This window comes from Shewanella sp., assembly GCF_047975355.1.
Classification (GTDB): Bacteria; Pseudomonadota; Gammaproteobacteria; order Enterobacterales; family Shewanellaceae; genus Shewanella.
In genome coordinates this window covers 41,726-61,924 of sequence record NZ_JBKEDJ010000017.1, presented here as the reverse complement: position 1 = coordinate 61,924, position 20,199 = coordinate 41,726, and the positions used below count along the sequence as shown (strand labels likewise).

The 20,199-nt window shown below is 47.5% G+C and carries 19 protein-coding genes; 9 read left to right on the top strand and 10 right to left on the bottom strand.

The annotated features are described in order from the left end of the window. Window positions 1-44: 44 nt before the first annotated feature. The 5 genes from ACK5NH_RS06755 to ACK5NH_RS06735 all read right to left on the bottom strand — a co-directional run bounded on the left by ACK5NH_RS06755 (window position 45) and on the right by ACK5NH_RS06735 (window position 5,998). Entirely contained in the window at window positions 45-443 is a 399-nt protein-coding gene (locus tag ACK5NH_RS06755) for a DUF1850 domain-containing protein (protein WP_416918583.1), read from the bottom strand. A 33-nt stretch (window positions 444-476) separates the two neighbouring features. Then, window positions 477-2,510: a TRAP transporter permease gene (locus ACK5NH_RS06750; RefSeq protein WP_342202351.1), complete on the bottom strand. Its 2,034-nt coding sequence runs from the start codon at window positions 2,508-2,510 to the stop codon at window positions 477-479. Window positions 2,511-2,618: 108 nt separating this feature from the next. Next, window positions 2,619-3,575, bottom strand: coding sequence for a TAXI family TRAP transporter solute-binding subunit (locus tag ACK5NH_RS06745; protein ID WP_011627359.1), 957 nt, complete (start codon window positions 3,573-3,575; stop codon window positions 2,619-2,621). A gap of 493 nt (window positions 3,576-4,068) precedes the next feature. Next, window positions 4,069-4,191, bottom strand: coding sequence for a hypothetical protein (locus tag ACK5NH_RS06740; RefSeq protein ID WP_039978852.1), 123 nt, complete (start codon window positions 4,189-4,191; stop codon window positions 4,069-4,071). A gap of 313 nt (window positions 4,192-4,504) precedes the next feature. Further along, entirely contained in the window at window positions 4,505-5,998 is a 1,494-nt protein-coding gene (locus tag ACK5NH_RS06735; protein WP_416918580.1) for a helicase HerA-like domain-containing protein, read from the bottom strand. A 193-nt stretch (window positions 5,999-6,191) separates the two neighbouring features. Here ACK5NH_RS06735 and ACK5NH_RS06730 point away from each other — a divergent pair, with 193 nt between their 5' ends. From ACK5NH_RS06730 to ACK5NH_RS06715, 4 genes are read left to right on the top strand one after another with little or no spacing between them, the layout of a single operon-like run. Further along, window positions 6,192-6,425: a hypothetical protein gene (locus ACK5NH_RS06730; protein WP_109286837.1), complete on the top strand. Its 234-nt coding sequence runs from the start codon at window positions 6,192-6,194 to the stop codon at window positions 6,423-6,425. A gap of 11 nt (window positions 6,426-6,436) precedes the next feature. Then, window positions 6,437-6,862, top strand: coding sequence for a hypothetical protein (locus ACK5NH_RS06725; RefSeq protein WP_416918578.1), 426 nt, complete (start codon window positions 6,437-6,439; stop codon window positions 6,860-6,862). Window positions 6,863-6,909: 47 nt separating this feature from the next. After that, entirely contained in the window at window positions 6,910-7,788 is an 879-nt protein-coding gene (locus ACK5NH_RS06720; protein ID WP_416918576.1) for a neutral zinc metallopeptidase, read from the top strand. Between the two features lie 30 nt (window positions 7,789-7,818). Next, the gene (locus tag ACK5NH_RS06715) at window positions 7,819-8,226 is read left to right on the top strand and encodes an NUDIX hydrolase (RefSeq protein WP_416918574.1); all 408 of its coding nucleotides are present in this window, start codon (window positions 7,819-7,821) and stop codon (window positions 8,224-8,226) included. Between the two features lie 339 nt (window positions 8,227-8,565). Here the strand turns inward: ACK5NH_RS06715 and ACK5NH_RS06710 are convergent, their stop codons facing one another. Next, window positions 8,566-10,053 (bottom strand): hypothetical protein, encoded by a 1,488-nt coding sequence (locus tag ACK5NH_RS06710; RefSeq protein WP_416918572.1) that lies wholly within the window; start codon window positions 10,051-10,053, stop codon window positions 8,566-8,568. Beyond that, the gene (locus ACK5NH_RS06705; RefSeq protein WP_416918570.1) at window positions 10,047-10,589 is read right to left on the bottom strand and encodes an ATP-binding protein; all 543 of its coding nucleotides are present in this window, start codon (window positions 10,587-10,589) and stop codon (window positions 10,047-10,049) included. The genes ACK5NH_RS06710 and ACK5NH_RS06705 overlap by 7 nt, the downstream gene beginning before the upstream one ends. Before the next feature lie 475 nt (window positions 10,590-11,064). Between ACK5NH_RS06705 and uvrD the strand changes: the two genes are divergently transcribed. Beyond that, window positions 11,065-13,233, top strand: coding sequence for a DNA helicase II (gene uvrD / locus ACK5NH_RS06700; RefSeq protein ID WP_220057186.1), 2,169 nt, complete (start codon window positions 11,065-11,067; stop codon window positions 13,231-13,233). Between the two features lie 125 nt (window positions 13,234-13,358). After that, complete coding sequence (ubiA, locus tag ACK5NH_RS06695) at window positions 13,359-14,219, top strand: 4-hydroxybenzoate octaprenyltransferase (protein WP_088211875.1); 861 nt, start codon at window positions 13,359-13,361, stop codon at window positions 14,217-14,219. A gap of 68 nt (window positions 14,220-14,287) precedes the next feature. Here the strand turns inward: ubiA and ACK5NH_RS06690 are convergent, their stop codons facing one another. Then, on the bottom strand, window positions 14,288-14,542 hold the full coding sequence (locus ACK5NH_RS06690; RefSeq protein ID WP_416918567.1) for a DUF6693 family protein: 255 nt from the start codon (window positions 14,540-14,542) through the stop codon (window positions 14,288-14,290). A 307-nt stretch (window positions 14,543-14,849) separates the two neighbouring features. Here ACK5NH_RS06690 and ACK5NH_RS06685 point away from each other — a divergent pair, with 307 nt between their 5' ends. The 3 genes from ACK5NH_RS06685 (at window position 14,850) to ACK5NH_RS06675 (ending at window position 18,461) form a co-directional block, all read left to right on the top strand. Next, window positions 14,850-15,899, top strand: coding sequence for an NAD(P)H-dependent flavin oxidoreductase (locus ACK5NH_RS06685; protein WP_416918565.1), 1,050 nt, complete (start codon window positions 14,850-14,852; stop codon window positions 15,897-15,899). A gap of 158 nt (window positions 15,900-16,057) precedes the next feature. After that, window positions 16,058-17,212, top strand: coding sequence for a hypothetical protein (locus tag ACK5NH_RS06680; protein WP_416918563.1), 1,155 nt, complete (start codon window positions 16,058-16,060; stop codon window positions 17,210-17,212). Between the two features lie 118 nt (window positions 17,213-17,330). Beyond that, window positions 17,331-18,461: an AI-2E family transporter gene (locus ACK5NH_RS06675; RefSeq protein ID WP_416918561.1), complete on the top strand. Its 1,131-nt coding sequence runs from the start codon at window positions 17,331-17,333 to the stop codon at window positions 18,459-18,461. Here the strand turns inward: ACK5NH_RS06675 and ACK5NH_RS06670 are convergent. Both ACK5NH_RS06670 and ACK5NH_RS06665 read right to left on the bottom strand, forming a co-directional pair. Beyond that, a complete protein-coding gene (locus tag ACK5NH_RS06670) occupies window positions 18,458-18,748 on the bottom strand; it encodes a helix-hairpin-helix domain-containing protein (RefSeq protein ID WP_416918559.1) in 291 nt (96 codons plus the stop codon). The genes ACK5NH_RS06675 and ACK5NH_RS06670 overlap by 4 nt on opposite strands. Before the next feature lie 68 nt (window positions 18,749-18,816). Then, the gene (locus tag ACK5NH_RS06665; protein WP_416918557.1) at window positions 18,817-19,866 is read right to left on the bottom strand and encodes an HD-GYP domain-containing protein; all 1,050 of its coding nucleotides are present in this window, start codon (window positions 19,864-19,866) and stop codon (window positions 18,817-18,819) included. Window positions 19,867-20,199 lie beyond the last annotated feature (333 nt).

The window sequence follows — 20,199 nt, the reverse complement described above, 5'->3', positions numbered from 1 at the left end:
GGGCGGCGGACGTGCCGTGCTTGCGCGTCCTCCTACAGTGATATTTACAGCTGACAGCCCCACACCTCAACGGCAGCATCTTGTTTGTTCGGTGGACCAATCCAATGACTCATGGCTTGGCATTGCGCCTCTCCTGAAGCCTGAGTGAAGCACAGCTCAAAATCCCCCGCCTCGGGTGTGCGCCCTAAGCGTAATCTCGGCAGCACGGGCAGCTTAGGTTGATAATGCCAACTGCCATTACTAAACATCGCATCATCGGGGATTTCCATTCCCGCGCCCGTGCCTTTGACTCTGGCTTCTGTGAGCCGTAATCCTTGAGAGGTGACTCGATAGTCTTCTTCCCAGCGGATTTTTTCTATGCTGTGGTTCCATGCTAGGGTGAACTGCACTGTGGGCACTTGTGCCCACAGTGTGCCCGCCAGGCCTAAACATAGACCTAGCATCTTATTGCCTTACCTTTGCATTCGCTCAAAACCTTACCCCTGCTCGGCAAGACGTTTCAGTTTGCGCGCTCTAAGGCTGTGCTGCACGATAAAGAGTAGCGCCAGTCCAAAACCGATTTCATCACTGAGCGGTGTTGCAAGGATTAAACTGGCTCCGGCGAGGAAGCCGATAACGCGTTCCCACCAATAGAGTTTTTGCAGCAAGAAACCTGTGAAGATCACGCCCCAGATACCTATGCCTACTGTGGCTTTTAACATCACAAAGCCGATGGCAAGCCAGCTATCGCTTTGTAGCATAAGCGCCGGATCGTAAACCGCCATAAAAGGGATCACAAAGCCTGCGATAGCGATGCGAATCGCCCACAGACTGATCTTAAGCCCCGATTCCTTTGCGATTGGCGCGGCGGCAAAGCAGGCTAAGGCGACTGGAGGGGTGAGGTCGGCCATAATCCCAAAGTAAAACACAAACATATGGGAGACGATCAGCGGCACACCTAAGTCCAGCAGGGCAGGTGCGGCAATCGAGCTGGTGATAATGTAGTTAGGAATACTCGGGATACCCATACCTAACACCATACAAGTCAGCATAGTTAACACCAGTGAGAGGAAGAGGTTATCTTGACCCACTGCGAGGATGTAACTGGCGAAGGTTGAGGCAATGCCCGTCAACGAGACGATACCGATAATCACCCCAACTAGGGCGCAGGCTATCCCTACAGGCACCGCATGGCGAGCGCCATCGACTAAGGCGTGCAGGCAGATGGTCAGGGTATCTTTGCCCCCTTTGATAAACCAGCAGACAGCGACAAGTAAGGCGATAACCCCAAAGACGACGGCGATACCCATCTGGAAAAAGCCGGCACACAACACCCCAAGGGCAATCCAAAAGGCGAAGCGCATGGCATTAGAAGGCAGGCGTAGCACAATCGCAGAGCCTAAGATCACAATCGAGGTCAGTGCTAAACCGACCATGCCAGAGAACAGCGGCGTACGACCCGAAAACAACAAGTAAATTAAAATAAACAGCGGGATCAGCAGATACCAGCGCTCCTTCACTGCCGCCCAGGGATCGGGACATTGATCTTTGGGTAAACCGCAGAGATTGGCGCGTTTTGCCTCCAGATGTACCATCCAGAACACTGAGCTGAAATACAATAATGCGGGGATTAACGCTGCTTTGGCGATTTCAATAAACGGCACGTTAATGGTTTCGGCCATGATAAAGGCCACCGCGCCCATGATGGGCGGCATAATCTGGCTACCCATACTGGAGGTGGCTTCTACACCGCCAGCAAAGGCGGGGCGGTAGCCAAAGCGTTTCATCAAGGGAATGGTAAATTGCCCCGTGGTCACCACGTTGGCTACTCCTGAGCCTGTGATTGTGCCCATCATAGCCGAAGAAACTACGGCCACTTTCGCCGGGCCGCCGAGTTTATGGCCGAATAATCCCATGGCAAAATCGGTAAACAGACGGATCATCCCTGCTTGTTCTAAAAAGGCGCCAAACAAGATAAACAGAAAGATATAGGTGGCCGACACATAGGTTGGTGTGCCGTAGAGGCCTTCGGTGCCGAAGGATAATTGATTGATAATTTGGTCAACGCCGTAGCCGCGGTGCATTAAGTCACCGGGGAGATATTGGCCGAATAAGCCGTAGGCCAAGAAAATACAGCAGATAATCGGCAGTGCCCAGCCCATCACCCGCCGCGCGGCTTCAAACACTAAGACAATCAACACTACGCCTATCACCATATCGGCATCGGTGAGTTCACCCGAGCGTTGGATCAAATCGGCCTCAAAAAACCATTGATAGGCGGCCGTTGCCATGCCCGCAAGGCCAAGCACCCAGCCTAAGGGTTGCCAAGGGCGAGACTTACCCACCGCTGGATAACTTAAAAATACGATTAACAGTAAAAAGCCCACATGGGTTGCCCGCAATACTTGGGTCGATACGGGATGAAAGGCGGCGGTAATGATTTGAAAAATGGAGAAAACCAGTGCCGTATAAAACAGCGCCTTGGGCCAGTCACTGGTCTTTGCGCCTAGTCCTTGTTCGGAATCGCTCATATTTATGCCTCACAGCATTAGACTACAGAGGGCGACGCAAGCACTTGAGTGACGCTATCACTCAAGTGCTTAGGTGAAAAACGGGTCGCACAGATTGAGGTTACACCCTTAGAGTGCGCCAACTTCTTTGAAATAACGCTCAGCACCTGGGTGCAGTGGCGCAGGTAAGTTTTTGGTTGCCTTGTCTAATTGAATGGCTTTCGCCGCTGAGTGGGCGTTGCCGAGGCGGTCTAAATGCTCAAACATCAGTTTAGTCATCTGATAGGCTAAATCGTCAGACACACCCGCTTGAGTCACAAACAGGTTTTGAATCGCAACCGTAGAAACATCGGCGGTTTGGCCTTCGTAGGTGGCTGCTGGGATCACCCCATGTTGATAGGCTGGGTTATTGATTTTGCCGATCACATCTTCGGGAATTTCCACAAAGTTGATTGGCATAGTCGCGGCTAAATCGCGGATCGCCGCCATACCTAAGCCTGAAGATTGTAGAGTCGCATCTAACTGACGGTTTTTAATCAGCTCGACCGATTCGGCATAGGGTAAAAATTCCACTTTGCCCATGTCTTCGTAGCTTAAACCCGCGGCTTTAAAAATGGCGCGCGCGTTGAGTTCAGTACCTGACTTAGGCGCACCGACAGAAATACGTTTACCTTTCAAATCGGCTAAGGTTTTGATGCCAGATTCCTTATTGGCCACAATTTGAATGTAGTTAGGGTACGCGGCTGCGAGCACGCGCACCTTATCTAATGGTTTTTTAAAGCCAGCATCGGCATCGCCTTGATAGGCCGCAGCCACCGAATCGCCTAATGCTAAGGCCAATTCACCACGACCCGCTTGCAGCAAGTTGAGGTTTTCAACCGAGGCTTTAGTGGCTTGCACTGAGGTTTTAGCGCCTTCAATGCCTGAGCCGTAGAGCTGCGACAGTGCCACACCAATGGGGTAATACACGCCACTGGTGCCGCCAGTTAAGATATTGATAAAGGCAGGTGCGGCCGCCATTGAGGCTGCGCTGAGCGAGAGTGTTAATGCTGCGCCAACGGCGATAAAACGTTTGTTGATTTTCATGCTGAAATATCCTTATTTTTTATTGTGTTATATAGGGTAAGGTAAATCGGACTGTTTGATTGCTACTTTAGTATCACTACTTATATACCCAAATCTGCTCAAAATACAGGCTTTGACACGAGTTTATATGCAGTCTAAATCGTGACTTATGAGGCTTATCGTCAATATTCCACTAGGGCTAGCGAGCGTCGGGTGCTGTGATGGCTAAAATGGAATAAGCTGATAAATCGGTAACTTAGCTGCGATTGTGGTTCAGGGTGATCTAGGTAAATAAAACCTTAGCAAAAGACTCAAGCAATGTGCATGTTGCTTTAGTCTAGGTGACATTTTCAGTTAAGGGCTTAGGCTAATTAAATCATCACCTTATTGATAACTTAATCTGGGTTGTTTGCGGGATAAATAACCAATAACCGAGAGCGAGCCAATAAAAAGGGCTAACCGCAGTTAACCCTTAATTGTCGATATTGGAGGCGCACCCTAAAGTGCCACAATATTATTTAACGTTATCGAGGAGACCTTTAGACGCATTTTTGGCGTGTTTTGCGGCACGTTTTTCCTTCATCGTCATTAACGGCTTTTTCTTGGCCTCTTTGCGATTTTTTTGCTCTTTACTCATAGCTAACTCCATGTACTTTCAGTGGTTGTTCATCAGGCTAATCATGTAAGCCATTTGCGTAAAACCTGTTCCATGATGTCCTGATTAAAACGAAACGATTAAACTCGAATTACACCATTTTTAAATCACAACTATTTAAAACTATTGGTAAATTACTTGAATTTATTTGCCTCTCTGAGCGGTACTCGCAAAATAATCTTATCACCTAAATCCTAACTAAGATCCACTCACTACTTAGAATAATTCACGCTAATGGTAGTGCCAATGTGTATATAAAATATGCGGTTTGGCGCACGGTTTTAGCCCAGCGCCGTTATCTGCGTGTCGACTTGCCTAGTATGCCGCCGAGTAGTCCGCGCAATATTTGTTTACCGAGTTGATTACCCACGGTTCGCGCCGCTTGTTTAGAGAGTGTCTCGGCTAACCCTTGACGGCGTTTATTGCCAAAAATCAGTTCACTAAACCAGCCTTGCTCCGCCTCTTGGGCGGCGGGCGTATTCGCCGTTTTGGTGCTACTGGCGCCATTGGCCATTTCGGCGTGCCGCTGATTGAGTCGCTCGTAGGCGGACTCTCGGTTGATTAAGGTATCGTACTTGCCGCCAATGGGGCTCTTGGTACGAATGGCGCTTAACTCCTCTGGGCTTGCGGGCCCCATACGACAGCGGGGCGGCGCAATCAGGGCGCGTTCCACCATAGTGGGCACGCCTTTCTCGGCAAGTGTCGAGACTAAAGCTTCGCCCACGGCGAGTTGTGAGATCACCTCGCTGACCACCAATTTAGGGTTGGGCACAAAGGTCTCTGCCGCGGTTTTAACGGCTTTTTGATCCCTTGGGGTATACGCCCGAAGGGCATGCTGAATGCGATTACCGAGCTGACCTAAGATCTCATTGGGAATATCGTCTGGGAATTGCGAGCAAAAATACACCCCGACGCCCTTGGAGCGGATAAGCCGCATAATCTGCTCTATGCGTTTAAGCAAACTTGTTGGGCAGCCTTCAAACAATAAGTGCGCCTCATCGATAAAGAAGACTAACTTGGGTTTATCGAGATCGCCGACTTCGGGCAGGTTTTCAAACAGTTCTGATAGCAGCCAGAGCAAGAAGCTGGAGTAGAGGCTAGGGGTCAGGATTAACTTATTGGCGGCTAACAGGTTGATAATGCCGCGCCCTTGCAAGTTAGTGCGCATCAAGTCTTCGAGTTGTAGCGCAGGCTCGCCGAAAAAGTCTTTGCCACCATCGCGTTCTAAGCCGAGGACAGAGCGTTGAATCGCGGCGAGGGACTGGGCGCTGATAAGCCCGTATTTGGCGGAGACCTCTTTGCGCTCATCGGCGACTAAGTTGAGCATGGCGCGAAGATCGTCGAGATCGAGTAACAATAAACCTTGGTCATCGGCCAGTTGAAAGACGATATCTAGAATACTGCTTTGGGTGTCATTGAGTTCGAGAATGCGCCCGAGTAAAGTCGGCCCCATCTCACTCACGGTTGTGCGTAAGGGGTGCCCTTGCTCTCCTGCGAGATCCCAGCAAACCAAGGGATTAGCCTCCGTTTGATAATCTTCAATGCCAATTTCGGCCGCCCGCTGCAATAGCTTGTCGTTTGGTGTGCCCGCAACGCCAAGGCCAGAGATATCGCCTTTAATGTCGGTGATAAATACCGGCACACCTTGGCGGGAAAAGCCTTCGGCAAGAGTCATCAGCGAAACGGTTTTCCCCGTCCCTGTGGCGCCGGCGATCAGTCCGTGGCGGTTGGCATATTTAAGATTTAAGTGAACCTGTTGCTCACCTTTACCTAAGAGTAGAGTATTCAAGCGCAGTCCTTGTCTTAATTAGCCCCGTGATGAACCAATGGGGCGTTGGTCATGGGTGGATAAAAAAACATCACTCAGTGTTTGCCTTTCGTGGATCTGTGTCAACATGGTTGAGCACATAATCGATACAGCTCAAGTAAAGCTTGCCAATGTTAGCTTGATTAAGTGTAGCTATTTTGTTGAGGAGCCGAAGATGAAAACCCCTTTGATTATGTTAGTCTTGTCCGCATCATTGTTGACCTCTGCCTGCGCGGAGCTGGCCTGTTCCGCCCGGACAGATGTCGACCCCTACGAGCCCATGCTAGATAAACAGCGCTGCGTGGCCGAGGCGGATAAACAGTTGGCAGCCCACGAAAAAGCCAAAAAGGCTGCAGAGGACCAACAGCTTAAAGAAGCTGTCGACAGAGCGATTCAACAACGTCAATAGAAAGGATTGGTATGAAGGGAGCGGGAGGAACACAGGGCGGTATTGGCCAATTTTTTATTGGGCTTGCCATGATGTGTGCAGGATTTTATCTGTTATTCAATGCGATACAGGTCAGTTCCAGTTTTGGCTTGGGCTATGGCCTCTACCGCATGAATGCCTTTGGACAGAGATTCTCTATCACCACAGGCATGGTGACGCTGCCGTTTATCTTTGGGATAGTGATGGTGTTTTTTGATGCCAAGACCAAGCTCGGTTGGCTGCTCACCTTAGGCTCCTTAGTCGCCTTAATTGTCGGGGTGAACAGCTCGATTCAGTTTCACTTTAGGGCCATGTCGGCCTTCGATTTGATCGTGATTTTAGTGTTAGCCTTTGGTGGACTCGGGCTGTTTTTGCGCTCGTTAAAAGCGGCCCCCGCCGAGCAGAATGATCCCAAATAACGGCTACACTGAAAGCTAGCTCCCATACCTATAGCCTAGGAAATCCAATGCGTTGGCGTGACAGTGATCGCAGCTCCAATATCGAAGATAGACGAGACCAACAGATGGCGTCGGCGGGCGTGCCCAGTGCGCTCCTGCTTAGGTTATTGCCTTTTCTGCTGCAAACTAAAATCGGCCGAGTGGTATTGTTACTAGGCGGGTTATATTTTGCGTTTCAATACGTTACCGGCGGATTATTCCTCGAACCGAGTAATCAAGCGGGGTTTAGCCAATCACAATCGGCCAGCAATATCGCGGCTCAAGATGAAAATGCCCAGTTTGTGGCGGCGATTCTCGGCACAACTGAAACCGTCTGGAATCAATTGCTACAGGGTCGATATGTCGAGCCCAAACTGGTGCTTTATCGCAATATGACCTCAACGGGATGCGGTATGGGACAGGCGCAATCTGGGCCTTTCTATTGTCCCGCCGATAGCAAAGTTTATATCGATTTAAGTTTTCTCGAGGAGCTGAAAAAACTCGGAGCACCGGGGGATTTTGCCTTCGCCTATGTGATTGCCCACGAGGTCGGTCACCATGTGCAGAACCTACTCGGCACCAGCACTAAAGTGCGTCAGGCACAACAAGCTGCTGGCAAGGCGCAGGCCAATCAACTGAGTGTTGCCCTCGAATTGCAAGCCGACTGTTATGCTGGCGTGTGGGGGCATTATGTCGACAGGCAGCTCAATCTGCTCGAAGCCGGAGATGTAGAAGAAGGTATTGCCGCAGCAAGTGCCGTGGGGGATGATCGCCTGCAAAAACTCGCCGGACGCGCCGTGCAACCCGAAGCCTTTACCCATGGCAGTTCGGCTGACAGGGTAAAATGGTTTAAGACGGGTTTTGCCTCAGGCAAGCTTGCCAGCTGCAATACCTTTAATCGCAACTAGTGATACAGAGCCTTAGTGTGGGATTGAGACATGGCATTTGAAGATAGATTTCGGCTCAGTAGCCATGCAGTAATCATTAACGATGCGGGCCAAGTGTTACTCCTTAAGGCAAATTACGGCAATTGCGCCTGGGGCTTACCCGGCGGCGCCCTAGAGCCCGGCGAAACGATTCACGAAGCCCTGCTGCGCGAATGCCAAGAGGAGCTGGGGCTGGCGGTGAACGTCCACTACCTGAGCGGTGTGTATTATCACAGCGCCTTTCAATCCCAAGCCTTTATCTTTCGTTGTGAGTTTGCATCTGCCGATGCGGTGATTCGCTTAAGCCATGAACACTCAGAGTTTGCCTTCCATGATATCGACACCCTTAGCGCGGTTCAGCAGCAAAGAGTTAGAGATTGTCTTCATTTCAACGGTGTTGTGATAAGTGGGAAGTTTTAAGGATTTGTCGGCAAGCTTGGGTTGATTGCTTTTAAAAGCAAAGTCAAAGTCGTGGGGCTTCACCCCACACCCGACCAAGAGGGGATCAACAGCAATTCCCTCTTGGATCTCCCTTGCCGCCCCCAACGGAGTTGAAAGCTCCTTGTGCTCATAGCCAAATTTGCTATCGCTTCCGAAGGATGCGTCCATGCACCTGCGAAAGCTAGCTCGCCATCCATGGCGAGACTCACGCAATTTGTCTATTCGCCCTGCGGCAACTCCGAGGGGATGGTGTATCCCTGTGATTGTTGAGTTGTCTGTTGGTCACTTAAAGCATCAAAGAGTTGTGGATGTTCTGTTTCACCCGCAAAATTTAACAGTGGGTGTCTCGTTAAATTCTTTAATTACAAATTCTTCAGGCGCATCTGAAGTTCTAGTTTTAGACACAATATCATCGGCAGAGTCATGCTGCCCTTCAGACAATCGATCTAATTCAAGTTTTAACTTCTCATTTAAAAAGTCATGCTTCAATTCAAACTCAGTAAACACTTCGCTCCATGTAAATACATATATTTTGTATTTACCGGTAAAAGCTAACCCTGGTTCTCCGTGACTTTTATGGCTCCTAAGTTGATCAGCAATGTAATCTGTTGAATCAAATTTATTTCCAATTAAATAAAATTTCCACTCCATATTTGAAGCATTAAATTGAGGTTCGGATTTGATTATTTGGTAATAGTTATAAATTTGATCGAACTCTTTTTTACCAAGCCTAATATTCGTGGGGTGCTTTAGTTCTAAAACTACATTTTCAATTTTATTTTGTCTTTTTCCTTGCCTTACAAGGAATAAATCCATTTCTCTATTTTTATCTTTATGATCTATAGATTTCTTATCACCATCATTATTTAGAATGTAAGTAAATCTTCTTAAGGCTTCTTCAAACTTCGGCTCTGCCGCAGTAAGCAGTTGATACTCTTCACCTATTAACCAATAGTTCTTTTCCATCATCCTTTGTAAATGAGGCACTTCACCTGCATACATTTGAGGGTCAAAAACAAGTTTTTTGAATTCCGCGACAGACTTATAACGATCACTAATTAATTCAATAGTATTTATAATTGATGAAAGCTTTGTTGTCTGTAACTGTTTTGCGAACTTTTCTCTTTCAGGCGAAGTTAATTCAACAATATTTTCTAGTATCTTAAATAGGTCATCTATTTCACCACCATCTATGATAAAAGACATAAAGCTAACTAACGTTTTTTTCTGGGTCGTATTGAGATTTGAAAATATGCACGGCTCAACTTGATATAACTGGATTACCATCATTTTAATATCGTTAGCTCGCATCATCTCCCAACGATTTTTAGCATTATATTTTGGGAAGATACCTTTGGCTTCATATTCTTCCACTAGAGACTTCGCATAATCTATTATGAAAGGTTTCCTTTTTTCTCTTAAAGAAGCATTTACTTTATGAATGAGTTCTTTAAATTCAGGAGATTTGTCATTATTCCAATTTAAAAGATCTGCTTGCCCCTCATTACTCTCACACTTAAATTGATCAAAGTAAGAACTTAAAATGAGAACACTATGATAAAAATCATCACCTTTATTATTTAGCGTAGTAGGTTTTGAGTATTTAAATTCTGATTGATTGCTGACGCAGTAATACCTAGAGAAATGGTGATTAAGCTTACTTTTCCATTGAATATACTTTACTTCAAATGAATGGCCATCAATATCAATGGTTATTCTATCTTCATCTTTAATCAAAGAACCTACATTGAGCGGTTCCCCATTTATAATTATCGAAAATCCTAGATCTCTTTTTAATTCTAACAACCAAGCAAATTCTTTTTTAAAAATTCAATAATAGTATTTTTAAAATAAAAATCTGAAAGATCAAAAATGTTATTAAAACTTACAGTTGTACCAGTTTTGTTATTTTCACATCTTTCTTCTTCTGATGGGTCATATTGATCGATATGTGATTCGTCGGCAGTAATAGTATATTCATAAAAACCATTATCTTTTTTATAGCAAGTTCTCCAAAGAGCCGTTTGTGCAAAGTGATAAAATGTAAGCCTGCCTAAACCATTTTTACCATGAACTAGTGTATGCTGAATTTCACTATCACGTTTCTCTGAAGAAAGAACAGGTTTAAATTTATTATGAACCTGACTTAGCGGCATTCCTTTACCATTATCAGAAATAGATAGCTCATAAATATCACCAACTTCAGTTGCAAGATAATCAATCTCTATCGTATTTGCACCAGCATCAAAACCATTCCAGATATACTCCGCAATCGATTTATAAGGTTTAATGCTTTTTAGCCTATTTTTAATTCCTTTGGCATTTACTTCTACTTTACTCATTTTAATCCTTTATCAATGTACTCATAACTGATGGAGAACTTAACTTCTTAGTATTTATGCGCAGCGCAGTTTGTAGGACATAAATCGCTTGTTGGACTTGTCTACCGCAACATCAGTGTAAATGGTATAAATGATGCTATAGGAATTTGCTTTTTTGCGGTAGCGGTTTTTATACGGTTTGGTGGGTAATCACTTGATATTGTTTTAGCTTTATCATTCTTTTCTGGCTGGCAAATATACGCAAAGGTTAATTAGATTAAGCGCTGTCATGGAAGTGACCGTTGACGGCATGGATGCCGTCGTCGAGCACACAGGGATGTGCTTGCTGCGTGTCACTGGAATGGCAGTGCTTAAGAGTGGACAGTTCCATACTGATCATCTTATGGCTATTGTCTCGTACCTCTTGTCTTATGGATCAGGCGCGCAGGTGGGATTTCTTCTGTTATACTGCCCCCTCGATTTTTTGGAGGCGAGAATGGACGTATCTTCTTTACTAGACGGCCTAAATGATAAACAGCGCGAGGCTGTCGCGGCACCGCAATCTAGCATGTTAGTGCTTGCGGGGGCGGGCAGTGGTAAAACGCGGGTGTTAACCCACCGTATCGCGTGGTTAATGCAGGTTGAACAGCAGAGTCCTTACTCGATTTTAGCCGTGACGTTTACCAATAAAGCCGCGGCCGAGATGCGCGAGCGGGTTGAAAAGGTCGCAGGCACCAATATGGGGCGGATGTGGATTGGCACCTTCCACGGGCTGGCGCATCGTTTATTACGCACTCACTTCCAAGATGCGGGTCTGCCACAAAGTTTCCAAATTCTCGATTCGGACGATCAGCTGCGTTTGCTGAAACGCATCCTTAAAAGTTTGAATCTGGATGAAAAACAATATCCTCCCCGTCAGGCGCAGGCCTATATCAATGGTAAAAAAGACCAAGGATTACGGCCTAAGCATATTGATGCGGGTGGTTTTCCTATTGAGCAAAACCTGCTGAAGATTTATCAGGTTTATCAAGAGTCTTGCGACCGCGCGGGCTTAGTCGACTTTGCCGAAATCCTGCTGCGTGCCCACGAGCTGTGGCTCAATAAACCGCATCTGCTGGCGCATTATCAGGAGCGTTTTAAGCATATTCTGGTGGACGAGTTTCAGGATACCAACGCCATCCAATATGCGTGGATCCGCGTGCTGGCTGGCCAAACGGCCAACGTGATGATAGTGGGTGATGACGACCAATCTATTTACGGTTGGCGCGGCGCTCAGGTTGAAAACCTGCACCGCTTCCTTCGGGATTTCCCGACGGCGACTACGATTCGCCTCGAGCAAAATTATCGTTCCAAGGGCAATATTTTGAAGGCGTCGAACGCCCTTATCGCCAATAACCCCGAGCGTTTAGGCAAAGAGCTGTGGACCGACGAAGCCGATGGTGAGCCGATTTCCCTCTACTGCGCCTTTAACGAAATGGACGAGGCGCGCTTTATTGTCGGCCGTATCAATGATTGGTACGAAAAAGGCGGCAATTTAAGTGATTGCGCGATTTTATATCGCTCGAATGCCCAATCACGGGTGCTCGAAGAGGCCTTATTACACAAAGGCTTAGCCTATCGTATTTACGGTGGCCTGCGCTTCTTCGAACGCCAAGAGATTAAAGATGCTATGGGTTATATGCGTCTTATCAGCAATAAAAATGACGATGCCGCCTTCGAGCGCGTGGTCAATACACCGCCCCGCGGCATTGGCGATCGCACTTTAGATATTCTGCGTTCGACCGCCCGTCAGCAGGAACTCACCCTATGGCAGGCCTGTTTACGTCTGCTGGATGAAAAAGTGCTCGCAGGCCGCGCCGCCTCTGCGGTGCGTGGCTTTATGGATCTTATCGTCACCCTGCAGGAAGAAACTCAGGATATGGCGCTGTACCGGATGACGGACACAGTGATCCAAGCCTCTGGGCTTAAGGCCATGTACGAGGCGGAAAAAGGTGAAAAGGCCCACGCCCGTATCGAAAACTTAGAGGAACTCGTCACCGCGGCGCGCACCTTCGAAATGCCAGAGGAGCTTGAGGATATGGGCGAGCTTAACGCCTTCTTATCCCATGCGGCACTCGAGGCGGGCGAAGGTCAGGCCGACGCCTTTACCGATGCGGTGCAGTTAATGACACTGCACTCGGCCAAGGGGCTGGAGTTTACTATGGTGTTTATGGCGGGTGTCGAAGAGGGGATTTTCCCAAGCAAAATGGCGCTCGAAGAGGGCGACAGACTCGACGAGGAACGCCGCCTCTGTTACGTGGGCATGACCCGGGCGATGGAAAAACTCTATATCACCTATGCCGAATCCCGCCGTATTTATGGACGCGAAGATTATGCCCGTCCATCGCGTTTTATTAAGGAAATCCCGCCGCAATATGTGGACGAAATTCGCTTAAAGGCGCAGGTGTCGACCCCGATGGCGAATAATCGCTTCAGTGCGCAAAAGTCGGCGGTCGCCAACGATACTGGCTTTAGCGTCGGGCAAAGGGTGCATCATCCAAAGTTTGGTGACGGTAAAGTGACTAACTTTGAAGGTAGTGGCGCGCAGGCGCGGGTGCAGGTGAATTTTAGTGATTTTGGCAGTAAGTGGCTGGTGGTGGCCTACGCGCGTTTAGAGGCGCGTTGATAGATGCCAATGTCATGATTTTGTGACAGCTTCAGCCTGCACAAATTCGCTTAAAAGGTGGCTAGGGTATATGATGCTTACCCTAGCAACCGAGATAAAAAATTAGGTTTGGGAGTAGCTAGTTAATGAATCTAAAGCAGAAGTGGGACGTGTATTCCCGCCTGACTCGACTCGACCGTCCTATCGGCACCTTGTTATTGCTCTGGCCCTGTTTAATGGCGTTGGTGCTAGCAGCGGGTGGAATGCCCGATATTAAAGTGTTGATTATCTTTATTATCGGTGTGGTGATCATGCGTGCCTGCGGCTGCATTATTAACGACTATGCCGACCGCGACCTCGACTCCCACGTTGAACGCACTAAATCCCGTCCCCTCGCCAGTGGCGAAATCAGCACCAAAGAAGCCCTGCTCCTGTTTGTCATTTTAGGTTTAGCAGCCTTTGGATTGGTCTTACTACTCAATGGCTTAGTGGTTAAGCTCTCTGTTGTCGGCATTATTCTCACCATTATCTACCCCTTTACTAAGCGGGTAACGAACATGCCGCAGATGTTTTTGGGTGTGGTGTGGAGCTGGTCGATTCCCATGGCCTATGCGGCGCAAACCGGTGAAGTGCCCATCGAAGCCTGGTGGTTATTTGCCGCCAATTGGTTTTGGACTGTGGCCTACGATACTATGTACGCCATGGTCGATAGGGATGATGATTTAAAGGTCGGTATCAAATCGACCGCCATTCTTTTTGGCAAATACGACCGCCAAATCATTGGATTATTCCAACTTGCCGCGCTGCTGTGTTTTATCGCCGCCGGTTGGAGCGCTGACCGTGGCTTGGTTTATGGCTTGGGATTACTCACCTTCGTTGGCTTTAGCACTTACCAGCAAATGCTGATTTTTGGCCGCGAAAGGGCTCCTTGCTTTAAAGCCTTCCTCAACAATAACTGGGCGGGATTAGCCTTGTTTGTTAGCTTAGGTGCCGATTACCTGTTTTAAACATTTTCGAGCAAATTAAAGTTTATTTGAGCGCGTTAGAATAACCTAGCGCGCACATTTAAGGATATTTACGACTTCCAGACGTCATTATTCTTGTATCTATCATCCACATGACTTTCATCATTATTTCGAACCACTTTTTTTACAAAGGTATCTTTCTCAAACTCGTGGATTTCAGTGGTATTTAAAATACTTTTTATAAAGTAATAGGCAAAGAATGGGATGGCTAAACCAAACGTAATGACGGATAGCGTAATCCATAGTATTGTTTGAATTAAAATAGCTTCAAATTTAAGGTTGTTTACAATCTTGTATTTTTTCACTTCGAGTAATTCCGTTTAAAAATAATTGTGTATATCTAGTGATATGATTTTTCATTGATTTAGTCTATTAAATCAATTTGATATCAACTTAATACAGCATCTTTGTCAATTGATTTTTGTCCTACTTCATTGTAGGTAATAAGGAACGACTTGACGTGTAGCTTATTGGAACTGGTCACCTTCAATTCGTAGGCGTTTTTAACTCTTACATGCTAGTTGCTTATGATTGTGCGCAAATTTGTCGCTGTATATTTTAATGAGACGAGTAGGCTTCAAATTAGAGTTTAAAAGTTAAGGGAGGTAGGATATGCCGTGCCGATTAACACAATTGTTTGGGATCCAGTTTCCGATTATTCAAGCGCCGATGGCGGGCGTGCAAGGAAGTGCGCTGGCGATTGAGGTATCGCAGGCCGGTGGTTTGGGGTCATTACCCTGTGCCATGTTGTCCCTCGAGGCGCTTGAAGCCGAGTTAACCGAAATCCGCAGTAATACCACTAAACCTATCAATGTGAACTTCTTTTGCCATAGCGAGCCGATGCCGCAGGCGGCCAAACAAGCGGCTTGGCTCGAACAGTTGGCGCCTTATTTTACGGAATTTAATCTCGACCCGAATGCGCAGCCTGCTGGCGCCCAGCGCACACCCTACAGCAAGGCACAGGCCGAAGTGTTAGCCAAATTTAAGCCCGAGGTGGTGAGTTTCCATTTTGGTCTGCCCGATGAAGAGTTGCTGCTGGAAATCAAATCTTGGGGTTCAAAAGTTATCTCCACGGCGACCACAGTCGAGGAGGCGCTTTGGCTTGAGGCCCGTGGCGCCGATGCGATTATTGCCCAAGGCTTAGAAGCGGGTGGGCATAGAGGGCACTTTTTATCCGAGGATTTAACCGAGCAGCAGGGGACCTTTAGTCTATTACCACAGGTGATTGCGGCGGTGGATATTCCGGTTATTGCCGCCGGAGGGATTGTCGATGCGGCCACAGTACGCGCTGCCATGACAATGGGCGCCTCGGCGGTGCAGGTGGGGACGGCCTATTTACTCTGCCCCGAGTGCAATATCAGCAGCATTCATCGTGCTGCGCTGCAAAGCGACGCCGCGCAGCATACGGCACTAACGAATTTATTTTCCGGTAGACCCGCTCGCGGCATAGTGAACCGTTTTATGGCCGAGATAGGGCCGATGAATGAGGCTGTACCGGATTTTCCCTTGGCATCCTCGGCAGTTGCAGGCTTAAGAACGGCGGCGGAGCGACAAGGATTTGGAGATTTTAGCCCGCTATGGTGCGGCCAAAATGCCAGTGGTTGCCGAGCCATACCCGCCGCCGAACTGACACGGCAATTGGCTTTAGGTTTGATAGTTTAATCATCTGACTGATTATTTTTAACTCAACCTTGTCTCCATGGTCGTCACTCCCCATATCACAGCTAAGCCAATTGAGGAGTTTGGTGTTCATTATCATGGGGATGAGGATTATCGAGTCACATCCTTAAGTTGAATATGCACGTTGATAGGGATGTTAAATGCTAAAAAACCGACTTAGACGCCAAGTTAAATACCGTATTGCCTATCTGGTACTGATGATTGCGGTATATGTCCTAGGCTTTCAGTTGCTGCCTGAGCAACTTACAAACACGCGTGAAGAGTTATCCTTAGCCGTGGTGACGGCACTCTATTTTGTGTTGCTGCCTCTGCTTTATTGGTATTGGATCATCAAGATTGGTGTGCAAAAGCCCTGGAAGATGTTGGTTATTTTAAGTTTGAGTAGCCTGATGGCGAGGCTTAGCTATCCGCATGAAGTGGCTGAGTATTTCGAGTTTATCGCTTGGCTACGTTACCCCATTATTGCGGTATTACTCCTTATCGAGCTGTACTTGATGGTGAGTATTATTAAGGGGTTATGGCAGGCGAGAAAGGCTTCGGGGGATCCAAGATTAACTATCGTCGAGCAATATGCTGCTATTCGGCTGGATTCAACTGCGGTAAAAATGGCGTCAGATAACCTTAACAAATCGTCAGCGTCTGACTTGTCCAAGGCGCCCATCTCCGATGAGAAAAAGCTAACATTAGGCTTAATCCTCGCCACTGAACCCGCCAGTTGGTATTACGCCATTCCTTATTTTTCCCGTCGCCACGCAGCATCCATTGGCTCACTCTGCTTGCTTAGTGCTAAGCCTTGGCATGCCTTGGTTATCATCGCGGGGTTAATGGCCGCCTCAGTGGTGAGCTACAGTTTACTCGATGGGATAAGCCATGTTGCTGCGCTATTTGTTTCAGGTTTGCTTTTGTATTCCATCTTATTAATGGCGGCGAATTATCGGATTAGTCGTTATTACTCTCTCTATCAAAGGGGGGATACGCTCATCATCAATAACGGTATGTGGGGTTTTATGGCGGTCGATCTCAACCAGATAAGTGACCTGAAAGTAGGATGCTTGACGAGTCTGCTGCCGTCTTCGGCAATAGATCGCAGCGTAATTGGCGATGCATCAGAAATATTGACTATAGGTCGTGGTGATACCGCCAATGTGCAGCTGATATTTAACCAACCTCAAGTTTATTATGGTGCTATGGGGCAATTACCGGAGTCGATTAAAGTGCTTAACTTGATTGTGGATGAACCTCAAACATTCGCAAATGCACTTAGTCATCCTTCAAAATTACCTCAAGCTTCTTAGGATAATGAGATGATTTATCGGCTTATATAAGATAGTCTGCACAGGAAAATCGGCGCTATATTTATGGCGGCTTTACCTAGGTTGTACAATCTTTTTTAGTCGAGGAGTCAGTTTGACTATGGCACAGATTATCAGCAATGCTGCGGTGGGTCGTACCCTATTGATTTTATTGCTGTGTGCTGGTGTTTTCTTCTTTATCGACTTTTTAGTGCCCGCCTTAGCCGCCCTGATCGTATGCTTCTCCAGTTGGCCTTTGTATCAAAAATTAATGGCTAAATGCGGTGACCGTTCGGCACTGTCTGCCAGTATCGCGTTAGTTTTGATTATTGTTGGGCTAATCACGCCGCTGATCTTTGTCTTTTCCTATGCTTTGCAAGAGATTAGAGCTTGGGTTGAGTGGCTGGTGTATGCCAACCAGCATGGTGCTCCTGTGCCGCTGTGGATTAAGGATCTACCCTGGATTGGTGAGTGGCTCACCCTGCAATGGCAACAGTTTATCGGCGAGCCTCATGAGTTGGGTAAAATAGTCAGCGCGATTAGCGGTCAGAATCTGAGTGGTATTTCCCGTTGGGTACTGCAATTGGGGTGGAATACCTTAGGCTTGCTGCTGACCTTACTGTTTATGCTGATCACGCTGTTTTTCTTATATAAAGATGGCGAGTCGGTGGCTAAGCAGTTGGATATTGTCGGCGAGCGAATTCTTCCCGCCCGTTGGCATCGCTTTTCCCGCGTGGTGCCTGCGACTGTGAGTTCGACCGTCATCGGCATGACACTTATCGCTATCGGCGAGGGTATAGTGCTGGGGATTGCTTACTGGATTGCCGGCGTGCCTTCGGCTGTGGCTTTTGGTGTGCTGACAGCCTTTATGGCCTTAGTGCCCGGCGGTGCACCAACCATGTTCACCTTGATTTCATTCTATCTAGTTGGCACTGGCGATATGACAGCGGGGGTGGGTTTATTCCTCTGGGGCAGTATTGAGCTATTTATTGTCGATAAAACCCTGCGGCCCAATTTGGTGGGCGGGCCTATCAAACTCCCTTTTCTACCGACCTTCTTTGGCTTGATCGGTGGGGTAAAAACCATGGGATTTGTTGGCCTGTTTGTCGGCCCTGTATTGATGGCGTTATTGATTGCCATCTGGCGCGAGTGGTTAAGGGATGATCCCACGACTGAATCTGATTCGCTGGCACCAGAATCCCCCACGTCAACATCCCTAGAGAGGCTGTCGCAGCAAAATAGCTCAGATTAAATGCGGCCGTATGTTTGTTTGCGTTCTTCGGTGTAAAACCACCAAGGTTTAGGGTCATCACCCGCCATAAAGCGGGTGATAGACAGGAATACATCGAGCACACAGGGGTCGTGCCTTAGACCTGTTTTATCACACAGTGTGATATACATTTCGTAGGGATTACGCCCGAGCAATTGCGCAGGTGTCTCTATGCCAAGCAGACGTAGATCCGCTGCGCAGGCTTTACCGATATTGGGTAAGTCCGTTAATTGCTTTACCTCGGCACGCACCACTTTTGCTGGATTCATCTTTCGTCCCTATCCGTTTTACCCTATGTCCTATGAGTCTACCTCGTTGCCGTTTTTTCGTCAGGCTTTCAAGGATCTGATGTGGCAGCAGGTTCTGCAAAACGTTGCTGTACTTGCAGTATTTGCTCCTTGCAGGCGATAAATGCGAGCGCAAGCTTAGGATCAAACTGAGTACCAGAGTTTTCTTCAATGTAATTAAAGGCCTGCTCTGTACTCCACGCCACTTTATAGGGACGGTCTGAGGTGAGTGCATCGAAGACATCGGCAACGGCGGCAATACGAGCACTTAATGGAATTTGCTCTCCTGCTAAGCCATGGGGATAGCCAGCTCCATCCCAGCGTTCATGGTGATAAAGGGCGATTTCCTTCGCGAGGGATAGTAGCGGATCATCCTCGTCGCCGAGGATCTGGGCGCCAACGGTAGTATGCTGTTGTATTTGCCGGCGTTCATCATCGGTGAGTTTCCCCGGTTTCGACAGAATTGAATCTGGAATGCCTATTTTGCCAATATCGTGCATAGGTAATGCGGTAAAGTACATCTCACACCAAGCTTGGGACTCACAGACATGCTGAGCCAAAATGCGGCCGTAGTGGCTCATTCTGGTGATATGCAATCCGGTTTCGTTGTCCCGATATTCTGCCGCCAGCCCAAGCTTTTGAATAATCTTATGACGAGTTAATTCAAGCTCCCGCGTCCTCTGCTGAACCAGTGCCTCCAGCTGTCTGGCCTGATTGCTCAAGGCTAAATGGGTTTGAGTGCGCACCTTAAGCACGGGAGGGCTAATAGGTTTGGAAATATAGTCCACAGCGCCGAGCTCAAACCCAGTCTGCTCGTCTATGGTATCTGTCTTGGCAGTTACAAATACCACTGGGATCTTGCTGGTTACTGGATCGCGTTTGAGCCTGCGGCAGGTCTCGAAACCATCCATCCCAGGCATCATCACATCGAGTAAGATTAACTCTGGTAATGGATGGGTACTGGCTAGTTTTAATGCTTTTTCACCCGATGTCGCCGCACGGATCGTATATTGCGCTGACAGGATCCCATGAATGATCTGAATATTATCTGGGGTGTCATCCACTACTAATAGGGTGGGTTTTGTGACAAATGGTGTCATGGTTTCGCCTCAACTGAGTCGGTTGGTTTCCCGTATTAATCCGGCGGCGATACTGAGTTAACCCCAATTCGTCCCCGTTAATGCCAGTGCCAAACTAGGCGGTTAATGCTGCTTAATTCCATGAAAATTTAATATAACAATTTGAAAATTATCATAAGAGTATTATGAATAAGTTTTCATTGTTCAGGTTATATGATGGCGATAGCTGTTAGCTTGACGGAAAAATAAAATCGCGGATTTAACGGCTGGTTAAATCTTGTACTGTTAGGATGATACCCCAAAAAAATGTATCATGTTGTATCTTTTGGCCTATTTTGTTCACACTTTTAGTGA